Raw genomic sequence first — 22,136 nt, forward strand, 5'->3', positions numbered from 1 at the left:
CGGGACCCGGCGCGTACGGCGCCACGCCGGGGGGCGGCACCGTCATGACCGGTTCCCCGCGGCTCCGCGCCGGCGCTCCGCCCCTCGGGCACCGGCGCGAGCCGCGTCGGCAGCGCGGGGTCGAAGTCGACCGGGACCGGGCGGGGCAGCAGCCCGCCGTCGCTGCCGATCTGGTGCAGCACGCCCGGGACCGGGTTGCCGTCCTCGTCGACGAGGACGAGCTCGTAGATGCGCGCGTTGGAGGCGTTGACGAGCCGGAAGCGGTACCAGCCGTCGGCCACCTCGGCGTACGGCCAGATGCGGCCGTTGACCGTGGTGTACGGGGTGGTGACCGGCTTGCCCGTCTCCGGGTTCCGCTGCTGGACGATCACCGTCTTGTGCAGCAGCCGGCCGTTGAGGCGGCCGTCCTCGTCGGTGTCCAGGTTCCGGTCGGCGAGCAGCAGCGGGATCTCCCGCTCCCCGCACGGCAGCCCGAGGGCGTCCTCCTCGTCGTCACGGACCAGGTAGGTGCCGTACAGGCCGGAGTGCACGTTCCACCGGGTGATGTTCATGGCGCGGTCGTGGTGCCACCACTGCACCGCCTGGTGATCGTTCGGGTACTCGGAGAGCTGGGCGTCGCCGGATCCGACGGCGTTGCCCGCCCAGCCGTCGTTGCCCCCGCCGGTCTGCGTCCCGTGCAGGTGGGTCACGGTCCAGGCGGGATCCGGTTGGTCCAGGCGATGCGGACGCGCTGCCCGCGGCGGACCTCGATGGTCGGACCCGGCACCTGCCCGTCGTACCCCCACATCAGGGTCGGCGGGAGCTGCGGGTGCAGCCGGACCCAGGTCGGGCGGAACCGGCAACGGCGCCACATGGGGCGCCAGTTCCTCGGGCGTCGGCGCCGCTTCCCCCGCGCCGCTCTCGGTGATCCTGTCGATGATGTCGGTCAAGGTCGAACACCCCCGTGTGTTCTGTGGTTCGTTCCTTTCACCCCACAGGACTCCCGAGGCAGGGCCGACGTTCCAGGAATGCCCCGTTCCGCCTGAAAGGGTGAATATTTCCGGCCAGTTCCCGGTCGGGGACACGGGCGCGAAAACGCCGCTCGGCACGGTCCGGGGAGGAGGACCATGCCGAGCGGGCCGGAGCGGGGGGCGTCAGCCGGCGGTGCGCTGCCTGCGGCGGAGCGTCAGGTACGTGCCCGTGGCGCCGGCGGCCACCAGGGCGCCCGCACCGAGGCTGACCGGAAGGGCCGGGAACCGGCCGGAGTCGGCCGTCGCGGCCGTGTTCACCATCGCCGGGCCCGGGGTGATGTGGGTGGTCACCGCGGAGACGTGGCGGATCGGGCCGATGTGCTTGACGGAGCCGTCCGAGTTCAGCAGCACCTGCTTGTCGTTCGGGTGCCGGAAGTCGAACATGTTGGTCAGCGAGCCCGCGGTGGCGTCGAAGGAGTGGTCCCCGACGCGGCCGGTGTGCCAGTTGTCCTCGATGAAGCGGGTGATCGAGGACTGGTCGGTCTGGGTGTGGTCGACCTTGTTCACCTTGCTGTACGGCGAGATGACCAGCAGCGGCTGCCGGGTGCCGGGGCCGCAGCGGTCGGCGTAGCCGCCGGACGCGGCCGGACCGGACTGGCAGGCGGCACTGTCGAGGGCCTTGCCGTTGGAGCCGACCGTGGTGTCCTCGGAGCCGTTGCGGGGCTTGGCGTACGCGTGGTCGTACCAGCCGTCGGAGTCGTCGTAGGCGACGACGATCGCGGTGGACTTCCACTGCGGCGAGCTCTGGATGGTGTTGATCTCGTTGACGAGGAAGTGCTGCTCGTCGATCGGGTCGGAGTAGCCGGCGTGGCCGTCCTGGTACTCACCGGCCTTGAGGAAGCTGACGGCCGGGAGCTTGCCCGCCTTGGCGACCGCGGTGAAGTCGGTCAGGTCGTAGTTGTGGTTCGCCCGGCCGTTGTGACCGATCTCGTTCACGTTCTTCGGCGCCACGTGGTGCGGGTTGGACGTCGACTTGTAGTACGAGAACGGGTTGTGGTGCGGGCTGTAGTCGACCACCGAGGCGCCGCCGACGTTGGTGTGCGTGGTGTCGCACTTGGCGTAGGAGCCGGAGGTGCCGTTGTAGGCCGTGGACGGACGGAAGCCGCCCTGGAACCAGCCCCAGGTCACCTTCTTGGAGTTGAGCAGGTCACCGATGTTCTTGCCCTGCAGCGACGCCAGCGCGCTGGTGCTGGTGCGGTCCTTGTCGGAGCAGTCGTCGTAGGCCGGGTCGGGGTCGTTGACGACCGTGCCGACGCCCTTCGCGTTCGGGGAGGCGATGGCGTACGAGTCCGGCGTCGACGTCTGCTTGCCGGTGACCGGGTCCACCGAGATCGCGCCGTGCGTCTGACCCGAGACCAGGTTGAGCGCGCCGGGCGTGGACGGGCCGTAGACCGAGCTGTAGGAGCGGTCGTTGAGGGCGTACTGCTGGGCGTAGTTCCACAGACCGGTGACGGTGTTGCCGTCGTAGTAGTCCATGACCAGGCCCGGCTCGCCGAACAGGCCGCCGGAGCACTTGTCGACCTCGGTGTTCTGCACGAACTGGTCGGCCTTGCCGCCGTCGTAGGCCAGCTGCTCGGGCCCGTAGGAGTGGTTCTGGTCGCAGGTCATCGCCTGCGACGAGGAGAGCCGCTTGGGCGCGTACTGGTTCGGGTTCTTCGTCAGTAGCCCGGCGTGCGCGACGGTGTCGATGTCCTTCGGGGTCTTCTTGGACGCCGTGAACTTCGTGCCGTCGGTGTTCGCGGCCTTCGGGTAGGTCGCAAAGTAGTGGTCGAAGGAGATGTTCTCGTCGAACAGCACGACCACGTGCTTGATCGGGGTAGCGGTCGACGAGCCGCCGCTGTGCCCGGCGGGTACGGCGGCCCAGCTGGGCGCGGTGCCTCCGAGGACCGTGAGCGCGGCGGCCCCCGCGAGAGCGCCGAGGCTCCTCATCGCCGTTCGTCTTCCTGTGCTGGCCATGCTGGTTCCCCTCCGGGCATGAACGTCACTGCGTCGTACAGCCAGGGATGCTTCGCCCGCTTCCCGGCGCTCCGGGGGAGCCATGATGGCGGGTGAATGAACACCGGGTCAGGGATGCTGGGGCAAACCTTGACGGTGTATTGACCGTTTGGGCTACGGAATTGCCACGGAGTTGTTCGAACAAGCTCAGGCGAGCAGAGCGCGGCCGTACCAGTCGTCGCGGTCCCGCACCCCGGGCAGGGCGAAGAAGTAGCCGCCGCCGAACGGCGAGATGTAGTCGACCAGCGGCTCCCCGGCCAGCCGCTTCTGCACGGTCTCGAACTGCCGGGCCAGGTCCTGCTGGTAGCAGCAGAACAGCAGGCCCATGTCGAGGTTGCCGTTGCTGTCCATGCCCCGGTCGTAGTTGTAGGCACGGCGCAGGAGCCGCTGGTCGGCGGTGGCCGGGGTGCGCGGGTTGGCCAGCCGGATGTGCGCGTCCAGCGGGATGACGTCCCCCTTGGGGTCGTCGGCGTAATCAGGCGTGTCGTGCTCGGCGTCGCCGTCCAGGGGTGCCCCGGACTCACGGGAACGGCCGAACATCCGCTCCTGCTCGCTGAGCGAGACCCGGTCCCAGAACTCCACCAGCATGCGGATCAGCCGGACCACCTGGTAGCTGCCGCCCACCGCCCACTCCGGTTCCCCGGAGTCCTTGCCTACCCACACCAGCCGGTTCATCTCCCGGCCGCTGCCGGTCTCCGGGTTGGCGGTGCCGTCCTTGAAGCCCAGCAGGTTGCGCGGGGTGCCGGACGGGCGGGGCGGACTGGTGAAGCCGTCCAGCCGCCAGCGGACCTGGATGCCGCCCCGGGTGTGCCGGGCGATGTCGCGCAGTGCGTGCAGCACGGTGTCGGTGTCGTCCGCGTGCAACTGCAAACTGAGGTCGCCGTGGCACCACTCGGGCCGGAGGTCGTCGTCCGGGAACGCCGGCATCGCCGTCAGCCGACGCGGTCTCAGTTTCCCGAGCCCGAACCGGTCGTCGAAGAGCGAGCCGCCGACGCCGACGGTCACCGCCAGCGCACCGGACGGCAGTCGCTCACCGAGGACACCCGAGTCGGCGGGCGGCGCGGTGACACCCACCGGGTCCGGGGTGCCGCCCGAGGTCAGGAAGCGGGCGCGGTCGGTGAGCGTGTGCAGCAGTTCGGTCAGCTCGGCGCGGCTCCCGGCGGTGACGTCGAAGGAGGTGAACACGGTCGTCCGGCGGGGCGGGGCGATCGCGGACTGCTGGCGGGCGCCGTGGAAGGGAGCGATCGTGCCGGGGGCGGTGGTGTCCGTGCTGCTGGGGGCGGCCGCGCCCGCGGCCAGCCCGGCCCCCGCGAGGGCCGCGCCGCGCAGGAACCCGCGGCGGCCCACTCCGCCCTCGCCGCCCGTCTGGTTCGCGCTCATACCGTCCTCCGCGGGTCGCACAGGGTCGCCACCGACGCCAGCCGCTCCACCAGGTCGCCGAGGACCGCGTCGACGTCCTCCCGCTGCCGGTGACCGAGCTTCCCCAGCGCTGTCCAGGTGCCGCCGTGATCGAAGCCGTCGAGCACCGTGCCCGCCTGCTTCAGCTCGCTCTCCAGACCGGCCAGATCCGCGTACCGGGTGGCCAGCAGCGGGTGCAGCCGGGACATGACCTCCACCGTGCCGTCCAGGTTGGCGCGGGCGGTGGCGAGGTTGCTGCCGCTGCCGTAGTCGGTACGGCCGGTCAGCTCGAACTGCACCGTGTTCTCCAGGATCTCGTGCGCCCGCAGCCCCAGCTGGGCGGGGTCCATCCGGGTCTGTGCCCAGTCGTCGCGCAGCGCGGTGACCGCCTTCACCAGGCCGGCGGCCGGGCCGCGCAGGCCGGCGGCGGACTCGCCGTGCCACAGGCCGTACTCGATCCGGTGGAAGCCGGTGAAGTCCTTGTCGTGCACCCCGCCGGGCAGTCCCGCGTCCGTGCCGTTGATCGCGCCGTCGGCGTCGCCGAAGGCGTCGTACGCGGCGCCCAGCCGCTCGTACTCCAGGTGCGCCGGCAGCCAGGCGGTGCGGGCGGCGGCGAGATCACCGCGGTCGATCGCGTCCCGCAGGGCGGCCGTCAGCCGTACGACGTCGGACAGGCCGCTGCCGACCCACTTCTGGTAGGCGAGGGCCGGCGGGATCAGGTCGTGCTCGGTGACCGGGGCCGCGGCCGGGCCGCTGCTGCCCCTGGCGATCCGGACGGTCGGCCCGGTGACGGCGTCGGCGTCGTCGGGCACGCACTTGAACGCGTACGCGCCCTTGCCGAGCCGGACGGTGAGCTCGCGGGTCGTTCCGGGCCCGATGTCCTCCACCTCGCCGTACACGGCCCGGCTCTTCGGGTCCTCCAGCAGCACCTCGGCGGCCCCGTCGGTCGGATTGTGCAGGTCGAAGACCTGGACACCGGAGACCGGCGCGCTCCACCCCCGGCCGCAGCGGCTGGCGGACACCTCCACGGTGGTGTGCGGCAGCGCGGCCGGGTCGGCGTGCGCGGGGCGTGAGTCGTGCGTGAGCGCCAGAATTCCGGCCACCAGGCATACGACGGCGACACCGACGACCGCCCAGGGACGCAACGACCTCCAGCTGAGGCCGGACAACACCATCCCGACCTCCCGGGGGTTCGTACCGTTCGTGATCGCCTCATGTTAGGCAGCCCTTTGTACTCGAACGGCCGTCCAGGGAAACCCATGACCAAGAGTTCCCTGCCGGTTCACCGGACCTCCAGCGGAGCCGCCCGTTCGGTACCGGGCCGGACCGGCCTGAAGAGGGCACGGGCAACGGCAGTCACCGAAGGCCCCGTCACCGCCTTCTGGAAGGTCGAGGCCGACACCGGCCGACTCCGCTTCTTCGGCGTATCTTTGTCGCCGCCGGCCGCCGCCCCTGACCACCGAGCGGCACGCCCTTCGACGGGTCGGCGTGCTGGGGGCGCGACGGACACGAGAAGATCGTCCGTGACCCACGCGTCCACCCGTCCCGGAAGGAACCGACGAGATCATGCGCCTCATCGTGGCCCGCGGCCCGGCGGAGGTGTCCGGATGACCGGCGCCGAGGAACACGTCCTGCTGCACGTCGACGGACGGGCCGCGCACCTCACGCTCAACCGGCCGAAGGCCATCAACGCGCTGACCCACGCCATGGTGCGCCGCATCGACGAGGCGCTCACGGAATGGGAGCACGACCCCGCCGTCGAGACCGTCGTCATCACCGGCGCGGGGGAACGCGGCCTGTGCGCGGGCGGGGACATCCGTGCCGTCCACGACGACGCCCGGGACGGCGACGGGTCGGCCGCGGCCGCGTTCTGGCGGGACGAGTACCGGCTCAACGCCCGCATCGCCCGGTACCCGAAGCCGTACGTCGCGCTCATGGACGGCATCGTGATGGGCGGCGGGGTCGGTGTCTCGGCGCACGGCAGCGTCCGGATCGCCACCGAGCGGTCACGGATCGCCATGCCGGAGACAGGGATCGGCTTCGTGCCCGACGTCGGCGGCACGTATCTGCTCGGCCGTGCGCCCGGCGAACTCGGCACCCATCTCGCCCTGACCGGCGGCCAGATCGGGGCCGCCGACGCCGTGCTCTGCGGCCTCGCCGACCACTGCATGCCGTCCGGCTCGATCCCCGCGTTCGTCGCCGACCTCGCCGGCCTGCCCGTACCCGAGGCGCTCGCCCGGCAGGTACGGCAGGCGCCCGACGGGGAGTTGGCCGGGCACCGGGCGTGGATCGACGCCTGCTACGCGGCCGACACCGTCGAGGAGATCGTCCAGCGGCTGTTCGCGCACGGCGACCCGGCGGCGAAGGAGACGGCGGACACCCTGCTCACCAGGTCGCCCACCGCCCTGAAGGTCACGCTGGCGGCGCTGCGCCGGGCCCGGCGACTCGGCTCGCTGGAGCGGGTCCTGGACCAGGAGTACCGCGTCTCCTGCGCAACCCTGGCGACCCACGACCTGGTGGAGGGCATCCGGGCCCAGGTCGTCGACAAGGACCGCGCCCCGCACTGGTCCCCGGCCACCCTCGCCGAGGTCGCCGACGCCGACGTCGACCGCTTCTTCGCCCCGCTCGGCGAACGCGAACTCGGCCTCGCCCCACCCGCCCGATCCGCCCCGCCGGCCGCCCACCAGGCGCGAGACGAAGATCACGCCTGGTGACGCGGTCTTGGCCGTGCCCCTGACACGCGGTACGGTCTGTCCGATATCGACGACGGCGAGACGGAAGCCGGTGGGAATCCGGAACGGTCGCGCCACTGTATGCGAGGGCCCCCGGGCTGCTCGTGAGTCAGACCCGTGGCCGTCGTCCTGTGCACCACCGAGTTGGGACGCGAACTCCCAGAGGAGGTCCTGCCATGGCGCAGACCGTCGCTCCGCCGACAGCCAACACCCCCGCCGTTCCCGCCAAGCTGCCGCTGTCCGCGATAGCTCCCTGGGCGGTCTTCTTCGGCATCCTGATGCTGATCCTGCTCTACTTCGTCGGCGCCGAGCAGGGCGCCACCTCCGTGTTCAGCGGCACGGACGTCCACGAGTGGGTGCACGACGCCCGCCACCTGCTCGGCTTCCCCTGCCACTGACGCGAGGGACGCCGTACCCCCCATGAACTCCGCAACGGTCCGGAACCTCCTGGTGCGGGGCATGCTCGCCGGCCTGGCCGCCGGCCTGCTCGCCCTCGTCGTCGCCTACCTGCTCGGTGAGCCGAACGTCGACAAGGCGATCAGCTTCGAGGACGCCCACGCGCACGAGCACGAGATGGAGGTCGTCTCCCGCTCCCTGCAGTCCACCGCAGGCCTGGCCACCGGTGTCCTCGTCTACGGGGTCGCCTTCGGCGGCATCGCCGCCCTGGCCTACTGCTTCGCCCTCGGCCGCGTCGGCCGCTTCTCGGCGCGGGGGACGGCGCTGCTGCTGTCCGGCTGCGCCCTGGTCGCCGTGTACGTGGTGCCGTTCCTGAAGTACCCGGCCAACCCGCCGTCGGTGGGCGACCCGGACACCATCGGCAAGCGGACCACGCTGTACTTCCTGATGATGCTGCTCAGCGTGCTCCTCGCGGTCGCCGCCGCCATCCTCGGCAAGCGGCTCCAGCCGCGGCTGGGCACCTGGTGGGCGACCGTGCTCGCGGTGGCCGCGTTCGCCGTCGTCATCGGGCTGGCCTACCAGTTCCTCCCCGTCGTCAACGAGGTGCCGAAGGACTTCCCGGCCACCCTGCTGTGGCGGTTCCGGCTCTCGGCGCTCGCCATCCAGGCGGTGCTGTGGGGCGGATTCGGCCTGCTGTTCGGCGAGTTGGCCGAGCGCGTCCTCAACCCGAAGCCGGCGAAGGCGCCGGCCGCCGCGCGCACGGTGGCCGCTCCGCACTGACCGGCTCCGCGCCCCACCACGGCGACACCGAACGACACGAGAGGGCCCACCGGAACCGTCCGGGGCCCTCCCGCGTTCGCTCACCTCGGCTACGAGCCGTGGACGGACGTCTTCGAACAGCGCCCGCCCGCCGCGGTACCCCTGCTGTGAACCGGTCGTGAACCCGCCGTGTCTTCGGCGCGCGGCCGGTGCCGTACTCGCGTTCGTGGCCGCTGACAAGGAAAGATGGGCGGCCAGCGATCGATCAACGACTGCGGAGGAAGTGGACTCATGCCGCATGAGCGAGCGGGCCGGCCGGCGGCTCCGGAGGACCTCGTCGACGTGGCCCGGCTGGTCACGGCCTACTACGCACTGCACCCCGACCCGTCCGACCCGGGCCAGCGGGTGGCGTTCGGCACCTCGGGACACCGCGGATCGTCGCTGACGACCGCGTTCAACGAGGACCACATCGCCGCCACCAGCCAGGCCATCTGCGAGTACCGGAGCGGCCAGGGCACCGACGGCCCCCTCTTCCTGGGCGCGGACACCCACGCCCTGTCCGAGCCCGCCAAGGTCACCGCGCTGGAGGTCTTCGCCGCCAACGGCGTCACCGTCCTCGTCGACAGCGCCGACGGCTACACCCCCACCCCCGCCGTCTCGCACGCCGTCCTCACCCACAACCGGGGCCGCACCACCGGTCTCGCGGACGGCGTCGTGGTCACCCCCTCGCACAACCCGCCCGCCGACGGCGGCTTCAAGTACAACCCGCCCAGCGGCGGCCCCGCCGCCTCCGACGCCACCTCCTGGATCCAGGACCGCGCCAACCAGATCATCGCGGGCGGGATGAAGGACGTACGGCGCATCCCGTACGAGCGCGCGCTCGCCGCACCCACCACCGGCCGCTACGACTTCATGGGCGTCTACGTCGACGACCTGCCCAGCGTCCTCGACCTCGACGCGGTCCGGGCCTCCGGGCTGCGCATCGGAGCCGACCCGCTCGGTGGCGCCTCCGTCGCCTACTGGGGCCGGATCGCCGAACGGCACAGCCTGGACCTCACCGTGGTCAACCCGTACACCGACCCCACCTGGCGGTTCATGACGCTGGACTGGGACGGCAAGATCCGTATGGACTGCTCGTCGCCGTACGCGATGGCCTCGCTGATCGAGAAGCGGGACGAGTTCCGCGTCGCCACCGGCAACGACGCCGACGCGGACCGGCACGGCATCGTCACCCGCGACGCCGGGCTGATGAACCCCAACCACTACCTCGCCGTCGCCATCTCCTACCTCTACCGCCACCGCGAGCAGTGGGCGGCGGACGCCGGCGTCGGCAAGACCCTGGTCTCCTCCTCGATGATCGACCGGGTCGCCGCCGACCTCGGCCGTCAACTGGTCGAGGTCCCGGTCGGGTTCAAGTGGTTCGTCGACGGACTCGTCAGCGGTGCCATCGGGTTCGGCGGCGAGGAGTCGGCCGGCGCCTCCTTCCTGCGCCGGGACGGCTCGGTCTGGACGACCGACAAGGACGGCATCCTGCTCGCCCTGCTCGCCTCCGAGATCACGGCCGTGACGGACAAGACCCCGTCCGAGCACTACGCCGACCTCACCGCCCGCTTCGGCGAACCCGCCTACGCCCGCATCGACGCCCCCGCCACCCGCGAGGAGAAGGCCCTCCTCGCCAAGCTCTCCCCGGCCCAGGTCACCGCCGAGACCCTGGCGGGCGAGCCGGTCACCGCCGTCCTCACGGAGGCTCCGGGCAACGGCGCGGCGATCGGCGGCATCAAGGTGACCACGGAGAACGCCTGGTTCGCCGCCCGCCCGTCCGGCACCGAGGACGTCTACAAGATCTACGCCGAGTCCTTCCATGGTCCCGGCCACCTGGCCCGGGTGCAGGAGGAGGCCAAGGCGGTGGTGGACACCGCGCTCGGCGGCTGACGACGGGGGCGGCCCGGTGCCGTGCCGGGCCGTCAGGTCGCGAAGGTGCGGCGGCGGGCCCGGGTCTCGGCCAGGTCCGCCGCGGCCCGGCGGGCGTCGGCCGCGAGGTGGGCCGAACCCCAGGCGAGCGCGGTGCGTTCGGCCAGCGCGTAGCCCTCGGCCGCCGCCCGGTCCTCGCCGAGCAGCCGGTGCAGGTCGGCGAGGGCGTGCGCGAGCGGTCGGCTCGCGTACGCCGCGCCCGCGGCGCCGGCCAGCTGCTCCCGCAGCGGCCGCAGGTGCCCGAGGAGGGCCGCCGCCGCGCCGTGGTCTTCGTGGAGCACGGCGAGCTGGGCGCGGAAGTCGAGCTCCAGGCCGTAGAGATGGTCCCGTGGCGGTTCCGCGGAGACGGGTACGGCCAGGGCCTCGTCGAGTCTGCCCTGGCGCGCCAGGACCAGCGCCCACGCCACCGCGACCTGGCCGGGCGCCGACTCGTACACCGCCCGGACCAGCGGCTCGACGTCGGCCGCACGCTCCTGGACCAGCCGCACGGTGATCAGCCCGAGCGTGCGCAGACCCGTGGCGTGGTGGGCGCCCACCCGCTGCAGCAGGGTGTCCGCCTCGGCATAGGCGGCCTCCGCCGCCTCGAAGCGCCCCGTCACGCAGGCCAGCATCGCCGAGGTCGCCGCGCTGAGCCCCTGCGCCCACACCAGCCGGTAGCGGCGGGCGAGGACCAGGCCCTCCACGGTGTGCCGGTGCACGGCGGCCGGGTCGTTGCGGGCGGCGGCCGTCATCGCGTCCAGGTTCTCGCAGACCCAGCGATAGGCGGGCAGGTCGTGGGCCTGGGCGAGGCCCCGCAGCTCGGCGGTGAGCGCCGGCCGGGTGTCGGTCCGGTTCTCGTGCGGCAGCAGCCGCGCCGAGGTCATCAACGCGGCGGCCATCAGCCGGGGTTCGCCGTCGGCACGGGCGAGGTCCAGCTGGGCGCGGGCCGCCTCCAGGGCCCGGGGCTGGTCCTCGGCGGCGACCGCGTCCACGAGGACCTGGAGGACCCGGGCCCGGGTCGGCCCGTCCAGCCCCGGATCGGCCGCGAGCCGTTCGAGGCGGGCCAGCGCGGTCCGGTCGTACGGCCCTTCGAGCCGGCTGCGCCAGGCCGCGGGCTCGGTCCAGGCCCCGTACACGGCCGCGACCAGGTCGCCGCGGTCGGCCTGCTCGGCGAGCTCCACCGCGCGCTGCCGGGTACGCCGGGCCGCGTCGGTGGCACCGGTGCGCACCTGCGCGCCCAGCAGCCGTACCAGCAGCTCGATCAGCCGGTCGGGCGGAGTGTCGTCGCCCGTGGTCGCGGTACGGGTGTCGATCGCCTGCTGGATCAGGGCGACGGCGACGTCGTGGGCGTAGCGCCGCTCGGCGGCCTCGGCGGCGCGCAGCGCGTAGTCGATGGCGAGCGGGGCGTCGGCCGTGCTGCCGGAACGGGCGAAGTGGTGGGCCAGGGCGGTGAGTTCACCAGGCCGGTGGTGGCGCAGCAGGCGCGCGACGCGGGCGTGCAGCCGGGAGCGCCGGGCGCCGGACAGGTCCGCGTAGACGGTGTCGCGGACCAGGGCGTGCACGAACCGGACGCGGCCGGGCCCGGGTTCGGCGAGCAGGTCGGCGGCGAGCGCCGCGTCGAGACCCTCCAGCACCTGCTCCTCGTCCGCCTCGGCGGCATCGACGAGCAGGGCGACCTCGGCCTCCAGACCCAGCACGGCGGTGAGCTGTACCACGGACCGGGCTGCGGCGGGCAGCAGGGCGAGGCGCCTGCGCAGCACGTCGCGCACCCCCTGGGGGACCTCGGAGACCGCGACCAGGGCGCCCTCGTCGGCCAGCAGCCGGGCGCTCTCCAGGACGTAGAACGGATTGCCGCCGGTGCGTTCGGCGAGCGCCGCCACGGTCGCCGGATCCACGGGCGCGCCGCAGACGGCGTCCACCAGGGTGGCGGTGTCCTGGAGCGGCAGGCCGCCGAGCGCGATCCGGTGCGGGGCGCCCGGGGCGAGGTGGGCGAGGGTCTTGAGGAGGTGTTCGCCGACCTCGGCGGGGCGGTAACCGGCGACCGTGAGCAGGGGCACCCCGGTGACGGCGGCCGCCGCCTCGACCAGGGCGAGGGTCTCGGCGTCCGCCCGGTGCAGGTCCTCCAGGAGGACGGCGAGGGGCGCCTGGGAGGCCGCGGCGCGCAGCCAGTCGGCGAAGGCGCGGTGCATGCGGAAGCGGCCGGCGCTGGCCTCGTCGTCCCGGCTCGGGGCCGCCGTGCCCTGCGGCTCCCGCAGCAGCACCGCCAGCTCCTCGGGGCCGGTCGGCGGCACCTCGCGGGCGAGCGCGCCGAGCGCCTCCACCCAGGCCCAGGCGGGCGGTGCGCCCTCGTACTCGGGGCAGCGCCCGACCACCACCCGCCAGCCGGCCTCGCGCAGCCGGGCCGCGGCCCGGTCGAGGAACGCGGACTTGCCGGCGCCGGCCGCGCCCGTGACCAGCACCAGTCCGCCGCCCTCGCGGGCGGCCCGGGCCGCCCCGGTCAGGGCCCGCAACTCCCGGCCCCTGCCGACGAACAGACCGGGGCCGGTGCGCGCGGGGGGCTCGGCTACGGGCTCGGGCACGGCCGCGCGCAGCACGTCGAGCCGCCCGTTGAGCACCGCGTGCTCCAACTCCCGCAGGGCGGGCCCCGGATCGCAGCCGAGTTCGTCGCGCAGGACGGCTCCGGCCCGGCGCACCGCGGCGAGGGCGTCGGCCTGCCGGTCGCAGGCCCACTGGGCGAGCGCGAGCAGCCGCCAGCCCTCCTCGCGCAGGGGGCTGTCCCGGACCAGCGACTCGGCGTCGGCCGCGGCCTGTGCCGCCCGGCCGGTCCGCAGATCCGCGGCCACGGCCAGTTCCCGGGCCTCCGCGTGCAGCCCGGTCAGCCGGGCCACCTCGGCGGCGGCCCACTCCTCGTCCGCGTGCTCGGCGAAGGCAGGCCCCCGCCACCAGCCCAGCGCCTCGGCCAGCAGCTGCCGGGCCTCCTCGGCCGGGGCGGTACGGGCCCGCCCGACCCAGGTCTCGAACCGCCAGGCGTCCACCGCGTCCGCGGCCAGCCGCAGGGCGTACCCGGGCGCCACGGTGACCAGGACGGTGGCCGGCGCCCGCGGCGGCCGTCCCGGTTCCAGCGACCGGCGCAGGTTCGACAGATAGGCGTGCAGCGACACACCGGCCTTGGCCGGCGGCTCACCCCGCCACAGCGCGTCCGTCATCCGGTCCACCGGTACGACACCGCCCCGGGCCGCGATCAGCAGGGCCAGCACGGCGCGCTGCCGCGGGGCACCCAACTCGACCGGTGTCCCGGCGACTTCGGCACCCAGCGGACCCAGGACTCGCAAACGCAGCACGCCGCCGGAATCTACCCGAGCGCCGCGTCGATCCCGTCAACAGACGTTAAACGCGGGCTGGACGCGGCCGTGCCGCCGGGCCGGCCGCCGCACCCACCGCCAAGCCGGCCGCCAAGCGGACGCCAAGAGGGGTGGGCCACGGTGGGCGGCCGACGCAGACATCAGATCGTTGGAGCAAGCAAGCGTGTCCCTCAACAGCAGCCACGGCGCCCCCACCACCGCCGATCGTCCTCACACCCACGAAATGATCGTGGTCCACCGGGTGTTCCGCCGCGAGTCGGCGCTGCTGCCCCGGCTGGTGCGCGCCGTGCCCGACGGCGACCGGGCCCGTGCGGCGCGGGTCGCCGCCGCACTGCGCGACTACACCCTCGGCCTGCACCACCATCACCACGCCGAGGACGAACTGATCTGGCCGCTGCTGCGGGACCGGGCCGACCACGACGAGGCGCTGGTGGACCGGATGACCGAGCAGCACGAGGCGATCGACCGCACCCTGACCGCCGTCGCCGAGTGGACGCCCGTGTGGGAGGGGTCCGGAGACCGGATACCCGCCGAGGAACTGGCGCTGGCCCTGGACGCGCACCGGATCGCGCTCCTTGAGCACCTCGACGAGGAGGAGCAGTCGCTGCTCCCGCTGGTCGCCGAGCACCTCACCGTCCCGGAATGGGAACTGGTGGGACAACGCGGCCTGGAAGGGCTGCCGAAGAACAAGCGCATGCTGGCCCTCGGCGCGATCCTGGAGGAGGCCACCCCCGAGGAGAGCGCCTACTTCCTGGGCAAGGCCCCGCTCATCGGCCGGCTGCTGTGGCGGGCCGTCGGCCGCCGCCAGTACGCCGCCTACCGCCGCAGCATGCGTGCCCCGCTGGACGGAGAGTAGACATGGCCCTCCTCGACTCCGCCCCGCTCGACGTCCTCGACGCCTACCGGACCTGCGAGTTCGCCACCCTGGGCCGGGACGGCACCCCGCTCGCCTGGCCGACGGCCGTGCGCCGCCGCCCGGACGGGACGCTGCTGCTCAGCACCTCCCTGGCGTTCGCGCAGAAGGCCCTGAACATCCGCCGGGACGGCCGTGTCGCGCTGCTCTTCTCCGACCCCACCGGCAGCGGCCTGGAGAGGGCCCCGCAGATTTTCGTCGGCGGCCACGCCGAGTGCCCCGACGAGATCATGACCGGGCCGGAGGGCGCCGAGGACTACTGGCGGATGCTGTTCGAGCGGCAGCCGCACAGCAGGGCGTACGTCACCGCGCCGATGCGGCTGGTGATGGACTGGTACTACCTGCGCCTGCTGATCACCGTCACGCCGCAAGAGGTCGTCGTACGGCCGCCGTTGCCGTTGTCCGCCGCGCCCGCGGCGCCGGCCGGTGAACTGGTCGGCGCCGCGCAGCTCGCCCGCTTCCCGACGGCGGTGCTCGCCGCACGCGACGCCTCCGGCGCGCCGGTACTGGCCCGGACCCGGCCGGTGCCCACCGGCGAGGGATTCGCCGTGGACGTACCGGCCGACTGCCCGGCCGCCGCGGGGCCCGCCGCCCTGCTGGTGCACCGGCACGACGAGCGCCTCAACCACATGCACAACGCGCTCGTGCGCGGCGAACTGCGGGCGGTCGGCACCGGATGGGTGCTGGCCCCGGGCAAGGTGGTGGAGCCGATGGGGTCGGGCCGCGTGAGTGACGCGGTGAGCGTGCTCCGCAGCACGAGGCGGGCCACCGACCGCTATCTGCGCCGGCGCGGCCTGCCCCGGCCCCGGGTGCGATGGGAGGAGTTCAGGGCGCTGGCACAGGACGCGCGGCGCAGGTGACGTCCGCCGCCGGCAGCCTGCCGGAGGCGAGGTACGCGTCGACCGCCGCGTCGGCGCAGGCACTGCCGTAGACCCCGAACACCGCGTGCTGGTCCGCGCCGTAGAGCGTCACCAGGCGGGAGCCGGGCCAGTCCCGGTGCACCGCCTGCGCGCCCGCGTAGACGGTGCGCGGGTCGCCGGTCGCGTTGACGAGGAGGGCCGGCAGGTCGTCTCTGATCGTGGTCGGGCGCTCGCGGGGCGGGTCCCAGAAGGCGCACGGCCCGATGTTGTTGGTCACGGGACCGAACAACGGGTCCTGTGCGCGGGCCCGTCGGACGTCACGCCAGTACGTCTCCGGGTCGCGGGGCGCGGCGACGTCCCCGCACAGGACGGCCGTCTGCACACTGCCGTACGCCGACTCGGAACCGGTCAGCGTGAAGCCGAGCGTGTCGGCGAGCCACGGACTCGGGTCGACCGTCCTGCCGCGGGCCGCGTCCCGCAGGTCGCGGACGGCCGCCGCGAGGTCGCCGTACGCCGCGTCGTCGTCCTGCGAGAGGCCGCTGAAGACGACCATCGGAGCGACGCTCTCGTCCACCCGGTAGCCGCCCACCCGGAGCGGCGCGCGCCCGGCGGCGGCCTGGATCCGGTCCACGACGGCCAGCACCGCGTCCCGGCTGCGGCCCAGGCCGTACGTCGTGTCGTGGGCGGCGGCCCAGGCGGCCCAGTCCCGCAGCGCGTGCCGGTTGGCGGGCTCCGAACCGCGCAGCAGGCGGGGGCCGTAGCGGGCGGGGTCGACCACGCCGTCCAGCACGACCCGGTCCGTGCGGTCCGGGAACATGGCGGCGTACACCTCGCCCAGGTAGGTGCCGTACGAGTAACCGAGGTAGGAGATCCGCCGCTCACCGAGCGCCGCGCGGATCACGTCCATGTCCCGCGCGGTGTTCCGGGTGGTGACGTACGGCAGCACGTCGCCCTCGTACTTCCGGCAGTCGCGGGCGAGTTCCCAGGCGAAGGCGGTGGAGCGGTCGAAGCCCGCCCGGTCGTGCCCCGGGCCGCGGATCGCCGACCCCGTGGGCCAGTGGCAGTCCATGGCCGTGCTGCGGCCGACGAAACGGGGGTCCACGCCGACCACGTCGTACCGCTTGCCGGTGTCCTTCATCGCCTCGCGCACCCATGGCGGGTCACCGAGCGTCTGCCCGCCCGGGCCACCGCTGTTGAGCAGCAGCGCGCCGACGCGGTGGGCTTTGTCGGTGGCCCTGATCCGGGAGACGGCGACCGTGATGGTACGGCCGCCCGGGTCGTCGTAGTCCAACGGCACGGTGACGTCGGCGCATCGGGCGCCCGCCTTCTCGAGGTCCTTGCCGGTGTCGTCGTCGGGGCCGAGCACGCAGCTCTTCCAGGTGAGGTGCTGGTGGTGGTAGCGGGCCAGCGGGTCCGGGGCGCTGGTGGCGGCCGGTGCGGTGCCGAGGGCGAGAGCGCTCGCCAGGGCCAGGGCGGCGGTGGCCGCGAAGCCGGTCATGCGGGGGTCCTTTCGCTGTCGCAGAGGGACGTGTCGACGAGGTCCTGGAAGTCCAGTTCGGCCTGGAGGCTGTCCGGGACCTGGTTCAGGGCGACGGCCACGCTTCGGCCACCGGGGCCGACGGCGACCAGCGCACGATGCCCGCCGGGCACGGTCCCGGCGTGCCCCCACCACACCCCGCCGCAGGACAGCGGCGACGAGATCAGCCCCAGGCCGTACCGGGCACCGGGCCACAGCCGGTCCGGATCGGCGGCCACCGTCCGCTCCATCTCGGCGAGTTGCGCCGCGGGCAGCAGCCGTCCGCCGAGCAGCGCGGTGGCGAACCGGGTGAGATCGCCCTGCGTGGAGACGAGGGCACCGCCGGCCCCGCCGAAGGACATGTTCCAGTCGGTGCCGTCGGCGCGCCGCCCGTCGCCGGACGTGAAGTAGCTGTGGGAGTAAGGCCCTCGGAGACGGGTCGCGTCCCCCGGCCAGGAGGTGTCGTGCAGCCCGAGCGGCCGGATCACCCGGCGGCTGATCTCGTCCTCGGGAGCGTGCCCGGTGACCTTCTGGACGATCAGGCCCAGGACCAGGTAGTTGGTGGTGGCGTAGTGCCAGGACCCCTCCGGGCGGGGGAGTTGCAGCGCCCGCGCGATCAACTCGGCCGCTTCGAAGTGGCGGTACCGCAGCCGCTCGGGGTGCTCCCACTCCGGTGCGTCGAGATAGTCGGCCAACCCGCTGGTGTGGCGCAGGAGGTGGCGTACGGTGATGCGCCGGCCGTCGTAGCCGTGGGCGTCGATCAGGCCGGGCAGGTAGCGGTCGACGGTGGCGTCGAGCGAGAGCCGGTGCTCGGCGGCGAGCTGCAAGACGACCGTCGCGGTGAACGTCTTGGTGACGCTTCCGACGCGCAGCCGGTCGGTGGCGTTCATCGGGCGGCCGGTGCGCAGATCGGCCGTACCGGCGGCCTCGGTCCAGCGCCCGCACGGGCCGTGGGCGAGCACCGAGGCTCCTGCGATGCGGTCGTCGGCGGTCAGCCGGGTCAGCGCCTCGCGGACGCCGTCCCGCGGACCGCAGCGCTCGGCCGCCGCCGGAGGCGACGACCGTGCGAGGGCCGCCGGGGCGGAGGCCAGCACGAGCGCCGCCACCGATAACGCCAGGGTGGATTTCAGGGAGAACGTTGCCATGGGCCATCACGCTAGGCACGGCCCGCCCCGCGATCACTCCGGTGGGCTGCCGCATCCGGCGTGGGGGCAACCCCCGGCCTGGGCCTCGGGCGAACCCCCGGGCGCCCAAGCGGGTTTGGCGAAGTCCGCGGCGGTTCGGCAGCGCCCGAAGGGGCCGAGGAACTGCGCGACCAGCCACGACGGCGCGGCAGACGGCATGTCGCGGCAAACCCGGCGGAGCGCTCAGGCCGACCGGCACTCCGCGAGCCGCTTCGCCAGGAACCGGCGCTCCGCCGCGTTCTCCGCCAACTCCAGCGCACGCGCGTACGATTCGGCCGCCTCCCGGGTACGCCCCAGGCGGCGCAGCAGGTCGGCACGGGTCGCGGGCAGCAGGTGATAGCCCCTCAGGTCGTCCTCCGCCTCCAGCTCCGCCACCAGGGCGAGCCCCGCCTCCCCGCCCTCGGCCATGCCCACGGCGACCGCGCGGTTCAGCCGGACCACGGGCGAGGGAACGTACCGCTGGAGTTCGCCGTAGAGGCCGGCGATGTCGGCCCAGTCGGTGTCGGCGGCGGCCGGCGCGGTGGTGTGGCAGGCGGCGATGGCAGCCTGGATCTGGTACGGGCCGGGGCGGCCCCTGCGCAGCGCGCCGTCCAGGAGCGCGGTGCCCTCGTCGATCTCGGCGCGGTCCCAGGCCGTGCGGTCCTGGTCCTCCAGGGTGACCAGGTCGCCCGCCGCGTCCACCCGGGTGGCCCGGCGGGCGTCGTGCAGCAGCAGAAGCGCGAGCAGCCCGACGACCTCCGGTTCGTCGGGCATCAGACGGGCGAGCAGCCGGGCCAGCCGGACCGCCTCGGCGCACAGGCCGGTGCGCAGCAGGTCGGCGCCGGCCGTGGCCGCGTACCCCTCGTTGAACAGCAGGTACAGTACGCCGAGCACGCCCGTCGTGCGCTCGGGCAGCAGGTGCGCCGGCGGCACCCGGTACGGGATGCCGGCGTTGCGGATCTTCCGCTTGGCCCGCACCAGCCGCTGCGCCATCGTCGCCTCGGGGACGAGGAAGGCGCGCGCGATCTCGGGCGTGGTCAGCCCGGCGAGGGTGCGCAGGGTCAGCGCGACCCGGGCCTCGATCGGCAGCGCCGGGTGGCAGCAGGTGAAGACCAGCCGCAGCCGGTCGTCCGCCACGCCGCTGCCGTCGCCTTCGCCGAACGGGCCGTACGGATCGTATGGATCGAACGGGTCGTACGGCTCCTCGTCCCGTGCCAGCACCGCCGCCTCCCGCAGCTTCCTGGCCCCCACCGCCTCCCGGCGCAGCACGTCCAGGGCGCGGTTGCGGGCGGTCGTGGTCAGCCAGGCGCCGGGGCGGCCCGGCACTCCGTCGCGCCGCCACCGTTCCAGCGCCTGGGCGAAGGCGTCCTGCGCGCACTCCTCGGCGAGGTCCCAGTCGCCGGTCACCCGGATCAGGGTGGCGACGACCTGGGCCCACTCCTCACGGAACGCGGCGGCGACGGCCGCCTCGACCTCGTCCGTGGTGCTCACTCCCAGACCGGCCGGACCTCTACCGAGCCGCCGGCGAGCGCCGCGGGGTGCCGTGCGGCCAGCGCGATCGCCTCGTCGAGGTCGGCGACCTCGATGACGTCGAAGCCCGCGATGTACTCCTTGGTCTCGGCGAACGGCCCGTCGCTCAGCAGTACCTCGTCGCCCTGGACCCGCACGGTGGTCGCGTCGGCGCCGGGCCGCAGCCGGGCACCGCCCCTGACGACGTCACGGCCGCGCACCTCCTGGATGTACGAGGTGAAGCGCGGGTCCTCGGCGATCTCGGCGGGGCTCAGCTCCTCGCCGCCGACGGGCGTGCAGATGAACATGACGTACTTCATGACCGCTTCGCCTCCAGGGGCACCGAGACGTGTTCATGGGCGATCAGCCAGCTGAAACCGGTGTCCCGGTAGCCGGTGGTCGCACGCACCACCCGGTCCAGGGGCTCCCCGGTCACCCGGGTGCCGTGGATCCGGACCAGGGCGTGGCTGAAGGTGCTGCCCTCCCCGGGCCGCACGCGGAGTTCGAGCACCTCGCGGTGGACCGGCCCGGCCAGCCTCGCGAACCACGCCTCGACCGCCTTGCGCAGCGCGCCGATCCCCGACTGCACCTCCGCACCGGCCGGCCCGAAGACCTCCGCGTCGGGCGCGTAGCAGGCCACCATCCGGTCGACGTCCCGGTCGTGGGCGGCCGCGGTCAGTTCGGCGTCGAGACGGCGGACGGCCGTCTCCGCGTCCTCCATGAGCCCCTCGTCCCAGAACGGGCGCACCTCCATGGCCCCGATGGTGGCCACGGGGTGTGTGGCGGCGATCCGCACGGCCTCCTCCAGGCTGTCGCAGTCGACGACGTCGAACCCGGCCACGTACTCCTTGGTCTCCGCGAACGGCCCGTCGGTCCGCAGCACCTCGCCGTCCCGCACCCGCACGGTGACGGCCCGGTCCGGCAGCTGCAGCCGGTGGCCGTACAGCCGGGCCCCGCTCCGGACGCCGTGCTCCTCCACCCAGGGTTCGACCGGCGCCATCCCGGACGCGTCGGCGGTGTCGTCGCCGCAGACCAGCAGCATGTACTTCATCGTTCCTCCCGGTCCTCAAGAGCTTCCTACACCCCACCGACGAACGGCACCCCGCGCAATCGACACCCCGGGGCACGGAATTTCCGCGACGCCGTTCACCAGCCCATGCCGTGCCCCCGGCCCAGGACGTCCTGCGGGTCGTGGCGGCGCTTCGCCTCGGCCAGGGCACTCCACCGGGTGCCGTAGTGCTCCCGCCAGTCACCGGGGGACATCGGCAGCGCGTTGGCCGGATACGCGATCGCGCCCTTCGCCCGCGCGTACTCGTACGCCGTGCGGTTGGCGGCCACCATCGGGTCGGCCGTGCCCGGGGCGGCGGTGCGCAGCAGGGCGAGGAGATGGACGACCTCGCCGCGCGGGCGGCGGAACAGCGGGGCCCGCAGGGTGCGGGTGAGCAGGGGGTAGAGCAGGACCAGGCCGTTGTCGCGCAGGTCCCGGAAGCCCGGGGCGGCGAGGACGTCGGTCACGACGGACGCCGCGGTGTCCTCGGCGAGCAGGAGGTTCAGCCACGGGTGCGGGTGCAGCCACTCGCCGGTCGCGCGCAGGACCTCCTCGTCGGTGGCGACCCGGTTCGCGAACTCGGCGTATCCGAGGTCCTCGACCTCGGAGGCGACGAAGGAGAGGCCACCGAGGAGGGTCCGGTCGTCGGGCGGGGTCGCTCCTTCGTGGGCGGCCACCGCCTCCACCATGTACGTCCAGTCGTCGGCGGTGTCCTCGGTCGGGCGGGCCTGGCCTTCGAGGTGGGCGAAGCGCCGGTCCGTCGCCAGCAGGCGCTGGTCGGCCAGGTAGGCGTCGAGGCCGGGGTAGTACAGGCAGTAGCGGCGGACCAGGGCGGGCGCGGGCACCAGGCGCAGGGTGGCCCGGACGATGACGGCCACCTGCCCCAGGCCGGCCAGGACCGCGTGGAAGAGGGCGCCGTGCCGTTCCGGCGAACAGACCAGGTGCTCGCCGGCGCCGGTCACCACCTCCAGCTCCAGCACCGAGTCCGCGACCAGGCCGTGCCGGTGACTCGCGCCGCCCAGCCCGCCGACGCTCAGCACACCGCCGACACCGGCACCGAGGTAGTCGGTGAGGACGGGGGGCGCGAGCCCGTACGGCAGGGTCGCCGCGAGCACGTCCCGCCACAGCGCACCCGCCTGCACCTCCACCCGGTCCCCGGTCACCGGACCCACCGTGCCCAGCTCGCGCAGGTCGAGGACGATCCCGCCGCGCGCCTGCCCCTGGCCGTACATCGAATGACCGCCGGCCCGCGCCGCCACCGGGATCCCGCGCGGCCCGGCATACGCCAGCGCCTCCCCGACCCCGGCCGCCGACCGGGGCCGCAGCACGCCCAGCGGCGGTGCGCACACCAGGTGGCCGAAGTCCTCCGCGGCCTCCCGCAGGATCTCCGGGCGGGTGTCCAGCAGTTCCCGGAATCGTTCGGAGTCACGGTCCGACGACGTCACGCGGCACGCTCCAAAGAGGGATCGGTCGGCACGGGCGCCCCCCATCCTCGCGTCACGTGCCCCGCGGACGGTCCCTGTTT

Annotated in this window: 16 protein-coding genes and 1 pseudogene; 6 read left to right on the forward strand and 11 right to left on the reverse strand. The window is 73.8% G+C overall.

Translation table 11 applies throughout. From position 1 onward, the window contains the following. Positions 1–83: 83 nt before the first annotated feature. The 4 genes and pseudogenes from ACZ4UV_RS30795 to ACZ4UV_RS30810 form a co-directional block, all read right to left on the reverse strand. A pseudogene (locus tag ACZ4UV_RS30795) lies at positions 84–929 on the reverse strand (multicopper oxidase family protein); the annotation flags it as partial. Positions 930–1,133: 204 nt separating this feature from the next. Next, the gene (locus ACZ4UV_RS30800) at positions 1,134–2,939 is read right to left on the reverse strand and encodes a phospholipase C (protein WP_467842898.1); all 1,806 of its coding nucleotides are present in this window, start codon (positions 2,937–2,939) and stop codon (positions 1,134–1,136) included. Between the two features lie 213 nt (positions 2,940–3,152). Then, positions 3,153–4,385 (reverse strand): iron uptake transporter deferrochelatase/peroxidase subunit, encoded by a 1,233-nt coding sequence (gene efeB / locus ACZ4UV_RS30805; protein ID WP_467842255.1) that lies wholly within the window; start codon positions 4,383–4,385, stop codon positions 3,153–3,155. Continuing rightward, a complete protein-coding gene (locus ACZ4UV_RS30810; RefSeq protein WP_467842258.1) occupies positions 4,382–5,578 on the reverse strand; it encodes an EfeM/EfeO family lipoprotein in 1,197 nt (398 codons plus the stop codon). Before ACZ4UV_RS30810 ends, efeB begins: the two co-directional genes overlap by 4 nt. A gap of 432 nt (positions 5,579–6,010) precedes the next feature. Here ACZ4UV_RS30810 and ACZ4UV_RS30815 point away from each other — a divergent pair, with 432 nt between their 5' ends. From ACZ4UV_RS30815 to pgm, 4 genes are all read left to right on the forward strand, one after another. Beyond that, positions 6,011–7,117 carry an enoyl-CoA hydratase/isomerase family protein gene (locus ACZ4UV_RS30815; protein WP_467842262.1) on the forward strand — a complete coding sequence of 369 codons (1,107 nt, stop codon included), beginning with the start codon at positions 6,011–6,013 and terminating at the stop codon, positions 7,115–7,117. Between the two features lie 194 nt (positions 7,118–7,311). After that, complete coding sequence (locus ACZ4UV_RS30820; RefSeq protein ID WP_293990680.1) at positions 7,312–7,533, forward strand: CbtB domain-containing protein; 222 nt, start codon at positions 7,312–7,314, stop codon at positions 7,531–7,533. Between the two features lie 22 nt (positions 7,534–7,555). After that, the gene (locus tag ACZ4UV_RS30825; protein WP_451019235.1) at positions 7,556–8,311 is read left to right on the forward strand and encodes a CbtA family protein; all 756 of its coding nucleotides are present in this window, start codon (positions 7,556–7,558) and stop codon (positions 8,309–8,311) included. 270 nt (positions 8,312–8,581) lie between these two features. Beyond that, positions 8,582–10,222, forward strand: a complete 1,641-nt coding sequence (gene pgm, locus ACZ4UV_RS30830) for a phosphoglucomutase (alpha-D-glucose-1,6-bisphosphate-dependent) (protein ID WP_451019236.1) — start codon at positions 8,582–8,584, stop codon at positions 10,220–10,222. 32 nt (positions 10,223–10,254) lie between these two features. Here pgm and ACZ4UV_RS30835 read toward each other — a convergent pair whose 3' ends face one another. Beyond that, the gene (locus ACZ4UV_RS30835; protein ID WP_467842268.1) at positions 10,255–13,581 is read right to left on the reverse strand and encodes a BTAD domain-containing putative transcriptional regulator; all 3,327 of its coding nucleotides are present in this window, start codon (positions 13,579–13,581) and stop codon (positions 10,255–10,257) included. 184 nt (positions 13,582–13,765) lie between these two features. On the opposite strand from ACZ4UV_RS30835, the gene ACZ4UV_RS30840 reads away from it, so the two are divergent. Continuing rightward, complete coding sequence (locus tag ACZ4UV_RS30840) at positions 13,766–14,458, forward strand: hemerythrin domain-containing protein (protein WP_451018212.1); 693 nt, start codon at positions 13,766–13,768, stop codon at positions 14,456–14,458. A gap of 2 nt (positions 14,459–14,460) precedes the next feature. Continuing rightward, complete coding sequence (locus ACZ4UV_RS30845) at positions 14,461–15,375, forward strand: pyridoxamine 5'-phosphate oxidase family protein (RefSeq protein WP_451018213.1); 915 nt, start codon at positions 14,461–14,463, stop codon at positions 15,373–15,375. On the opposite strand, the gene ACZ4UV_RS30850 is transcribed toward ACZ4UV_RS30845, so the two are convergent. From ACZ4UV_RS30850 to ACZ4UV_RS30875, 6 genes are all read right to left on the reverse strand, one after another. Continuing rightward, positions 15,341–16,873: an alpha/beta hydrolase gene (locus ACZ4UV_RS30850; RefSeq protein WP_467842273.1), complete on the reverse strand. Its 1,533-nt coding sequence runs from the start codon at positions 16,871–16,873 to the stop codon at positions 15,341–15,343. The genes ACZ4UV_RS30845 and ACZ4UV_RS30850 overlap by 35 nt on opposite strands. Beyond that, the gene (locus ACZ4UV_RS30855) at positions 16,870–18,036 is read right to left on the reverse strand and encodes a serine hydrolase domain-containing protein (RefSeq protein ID WP_451018215.1); all 1,167 of its coding nucleotides are present in this window, start codon (positions 18,034–18,036) and stop codon (positions 16,870–16,872) included. The genes ACZ4UV_RS30850 and ACZ4UV_RS30855 overlap by 4 nt, the downstream gene beginning before the upstream one ends. Positions 18,037–18,258: 222 nt before the next feature. After that, positions 18,259–19,545 (reverse strand): RNA polymerase sigma factor, encoded by a 1,287-nt coding sequence (locus ACZ4UV_RS30860; protein WP_467842276.1) that lies wholly within the window; start codon positions 19,543–19,545, stop codon positions 18,259–18,261. Continuing rightward, the gene (locus ACZ4UV_RS30865; RefSeq protein WP_451018217.1) at positions 19,542–19,883 is read right to left on the reverse strand and encodes a YciI family protein; all 342 of its coding nucleotides are present in this window, start codon (positions 19,881–19,883) and stop codon (positions 19,542–19,544) included. Before ACZ4UV_RS30865 ends, ACZ4UV_RS30860 begins: the two co-directional genes overlap by 4 nt. Further along, positions 19,880–20,614: a nuclear transport factor 2 family protein gene (locus ACZ4UV_RS30870; RefSeq protein ID WP_451018218.1), complete on the reverse strand. Its 735-nt coding sequence runs from the start codon at positions 20,612–20,614 to the stop codon at positions 19,880–19,882. Before ACZ4UV_RS30870 ends, ACZ4UV_RS30865 begins: the two co-directional genes overlap by 4 nt. Before the next feature lie 95 nt (positions 20,615–20,709). Further along, a complete protein-coding gene (locus ACZ4UV_RS30875) occupies positions 20,710–22,056 on the reverse strand; it encodes an FAD-binding protein (RefSeq protein WP_467842279.1) in 1,347 nt (448 codons plus the stop codon). Positions 22,057–22,136: the final 80 nt, after the last annotated feature.

It is taken from the genome of Streptomyces sp. NPDC028289 (genome assembly GCF_055565975.1).

Coding starts and splice junctions, on each gene's coding strand:
- ACZ4UV_RS30800 (WP_467842898.1), bottom strand. CDS start 2,939: ATGAGGAGCCTCGGCGCTCTCGCGGGGGCCGCCGCGCTCACGGTCCTC.
- efeB (WP_467842255.1), bottom strand. CDS start 4,385: ATGAGCGCGAACCAGACGGGCGGCGAGGGCGGAGTGGGCCGCCGCGGG.
- ACZ4UV_RS30810 (WP_467842258.1), bottom strand. CDS start 5,578: ATGGTGTTGTCCGGCCTCAGCTGGAGGTCGTTGCGTCCCTGGGCGGTC.
- ACZ4UV_RS30815 (WP_467842262.1), top strand. CDS start 6,011: ATGACCGGCGCCGAGGAACACGTCCTGCTGCACGTCGACGGACGGGCC.
- ACZ4UV_RS30820 (WP_293990680.1), top strand. CDS start 7,312: ATGGCGCAGACCGTCGCTCCGCCGACAGCCAACACCCCCGCCGTTCCC.
- ACZ4UV_RS30825 (WP_451019235.1), top strand. CDS start 7,556: ATGAACTCCGCAACGGTCCGGAACCTCCTGGTGCGGGGCATGCTCGCC.
- pgm (WP_451019236.1), top strand. CDS start 8,582: ATGCCGCATGAGCGAGCGGGCCGGCCGGCGGCTCCGGAGGACCTCGTC.
- ACZ4UV_RS30845 (WP_451018213.1), top strand. CDS start 14,461: ATGGCCCTCCTCGACTCCGCCCCGCTCGACGTCCTCGACGCCTACCGG.
- ACZ4UV_RS30850 (WP_467842273.1), bottom strand. CDS start 16,873: ATGACCGGCTTCGCGGCCACCGCCGCCCTGGCCCTGGCGAGCGCTCTC.
- ACZ4UV_RS30855 (WP_451018215.1), bottom strand. CDS start 18,036: ATGGCAACGTTCTCCCTGAAATCCACCCTGGCGTTATCGGTGGCGGCG.
- ACZ4UV_RS30865 (WP_451018217.1), bottom strand. CDS start 19,883: ATGAAGTACGTCATGTTCATCTGCACGCCCGTCGGCGGCGAGGAGCTG.
- ACZ4UV_RS30870 (WP_451018218.1), bottom strand. CDS start 20,614: ATGAAGTACATGCTGCTGGTCTGCGGCGACGACACCGCCGACGCGTCC.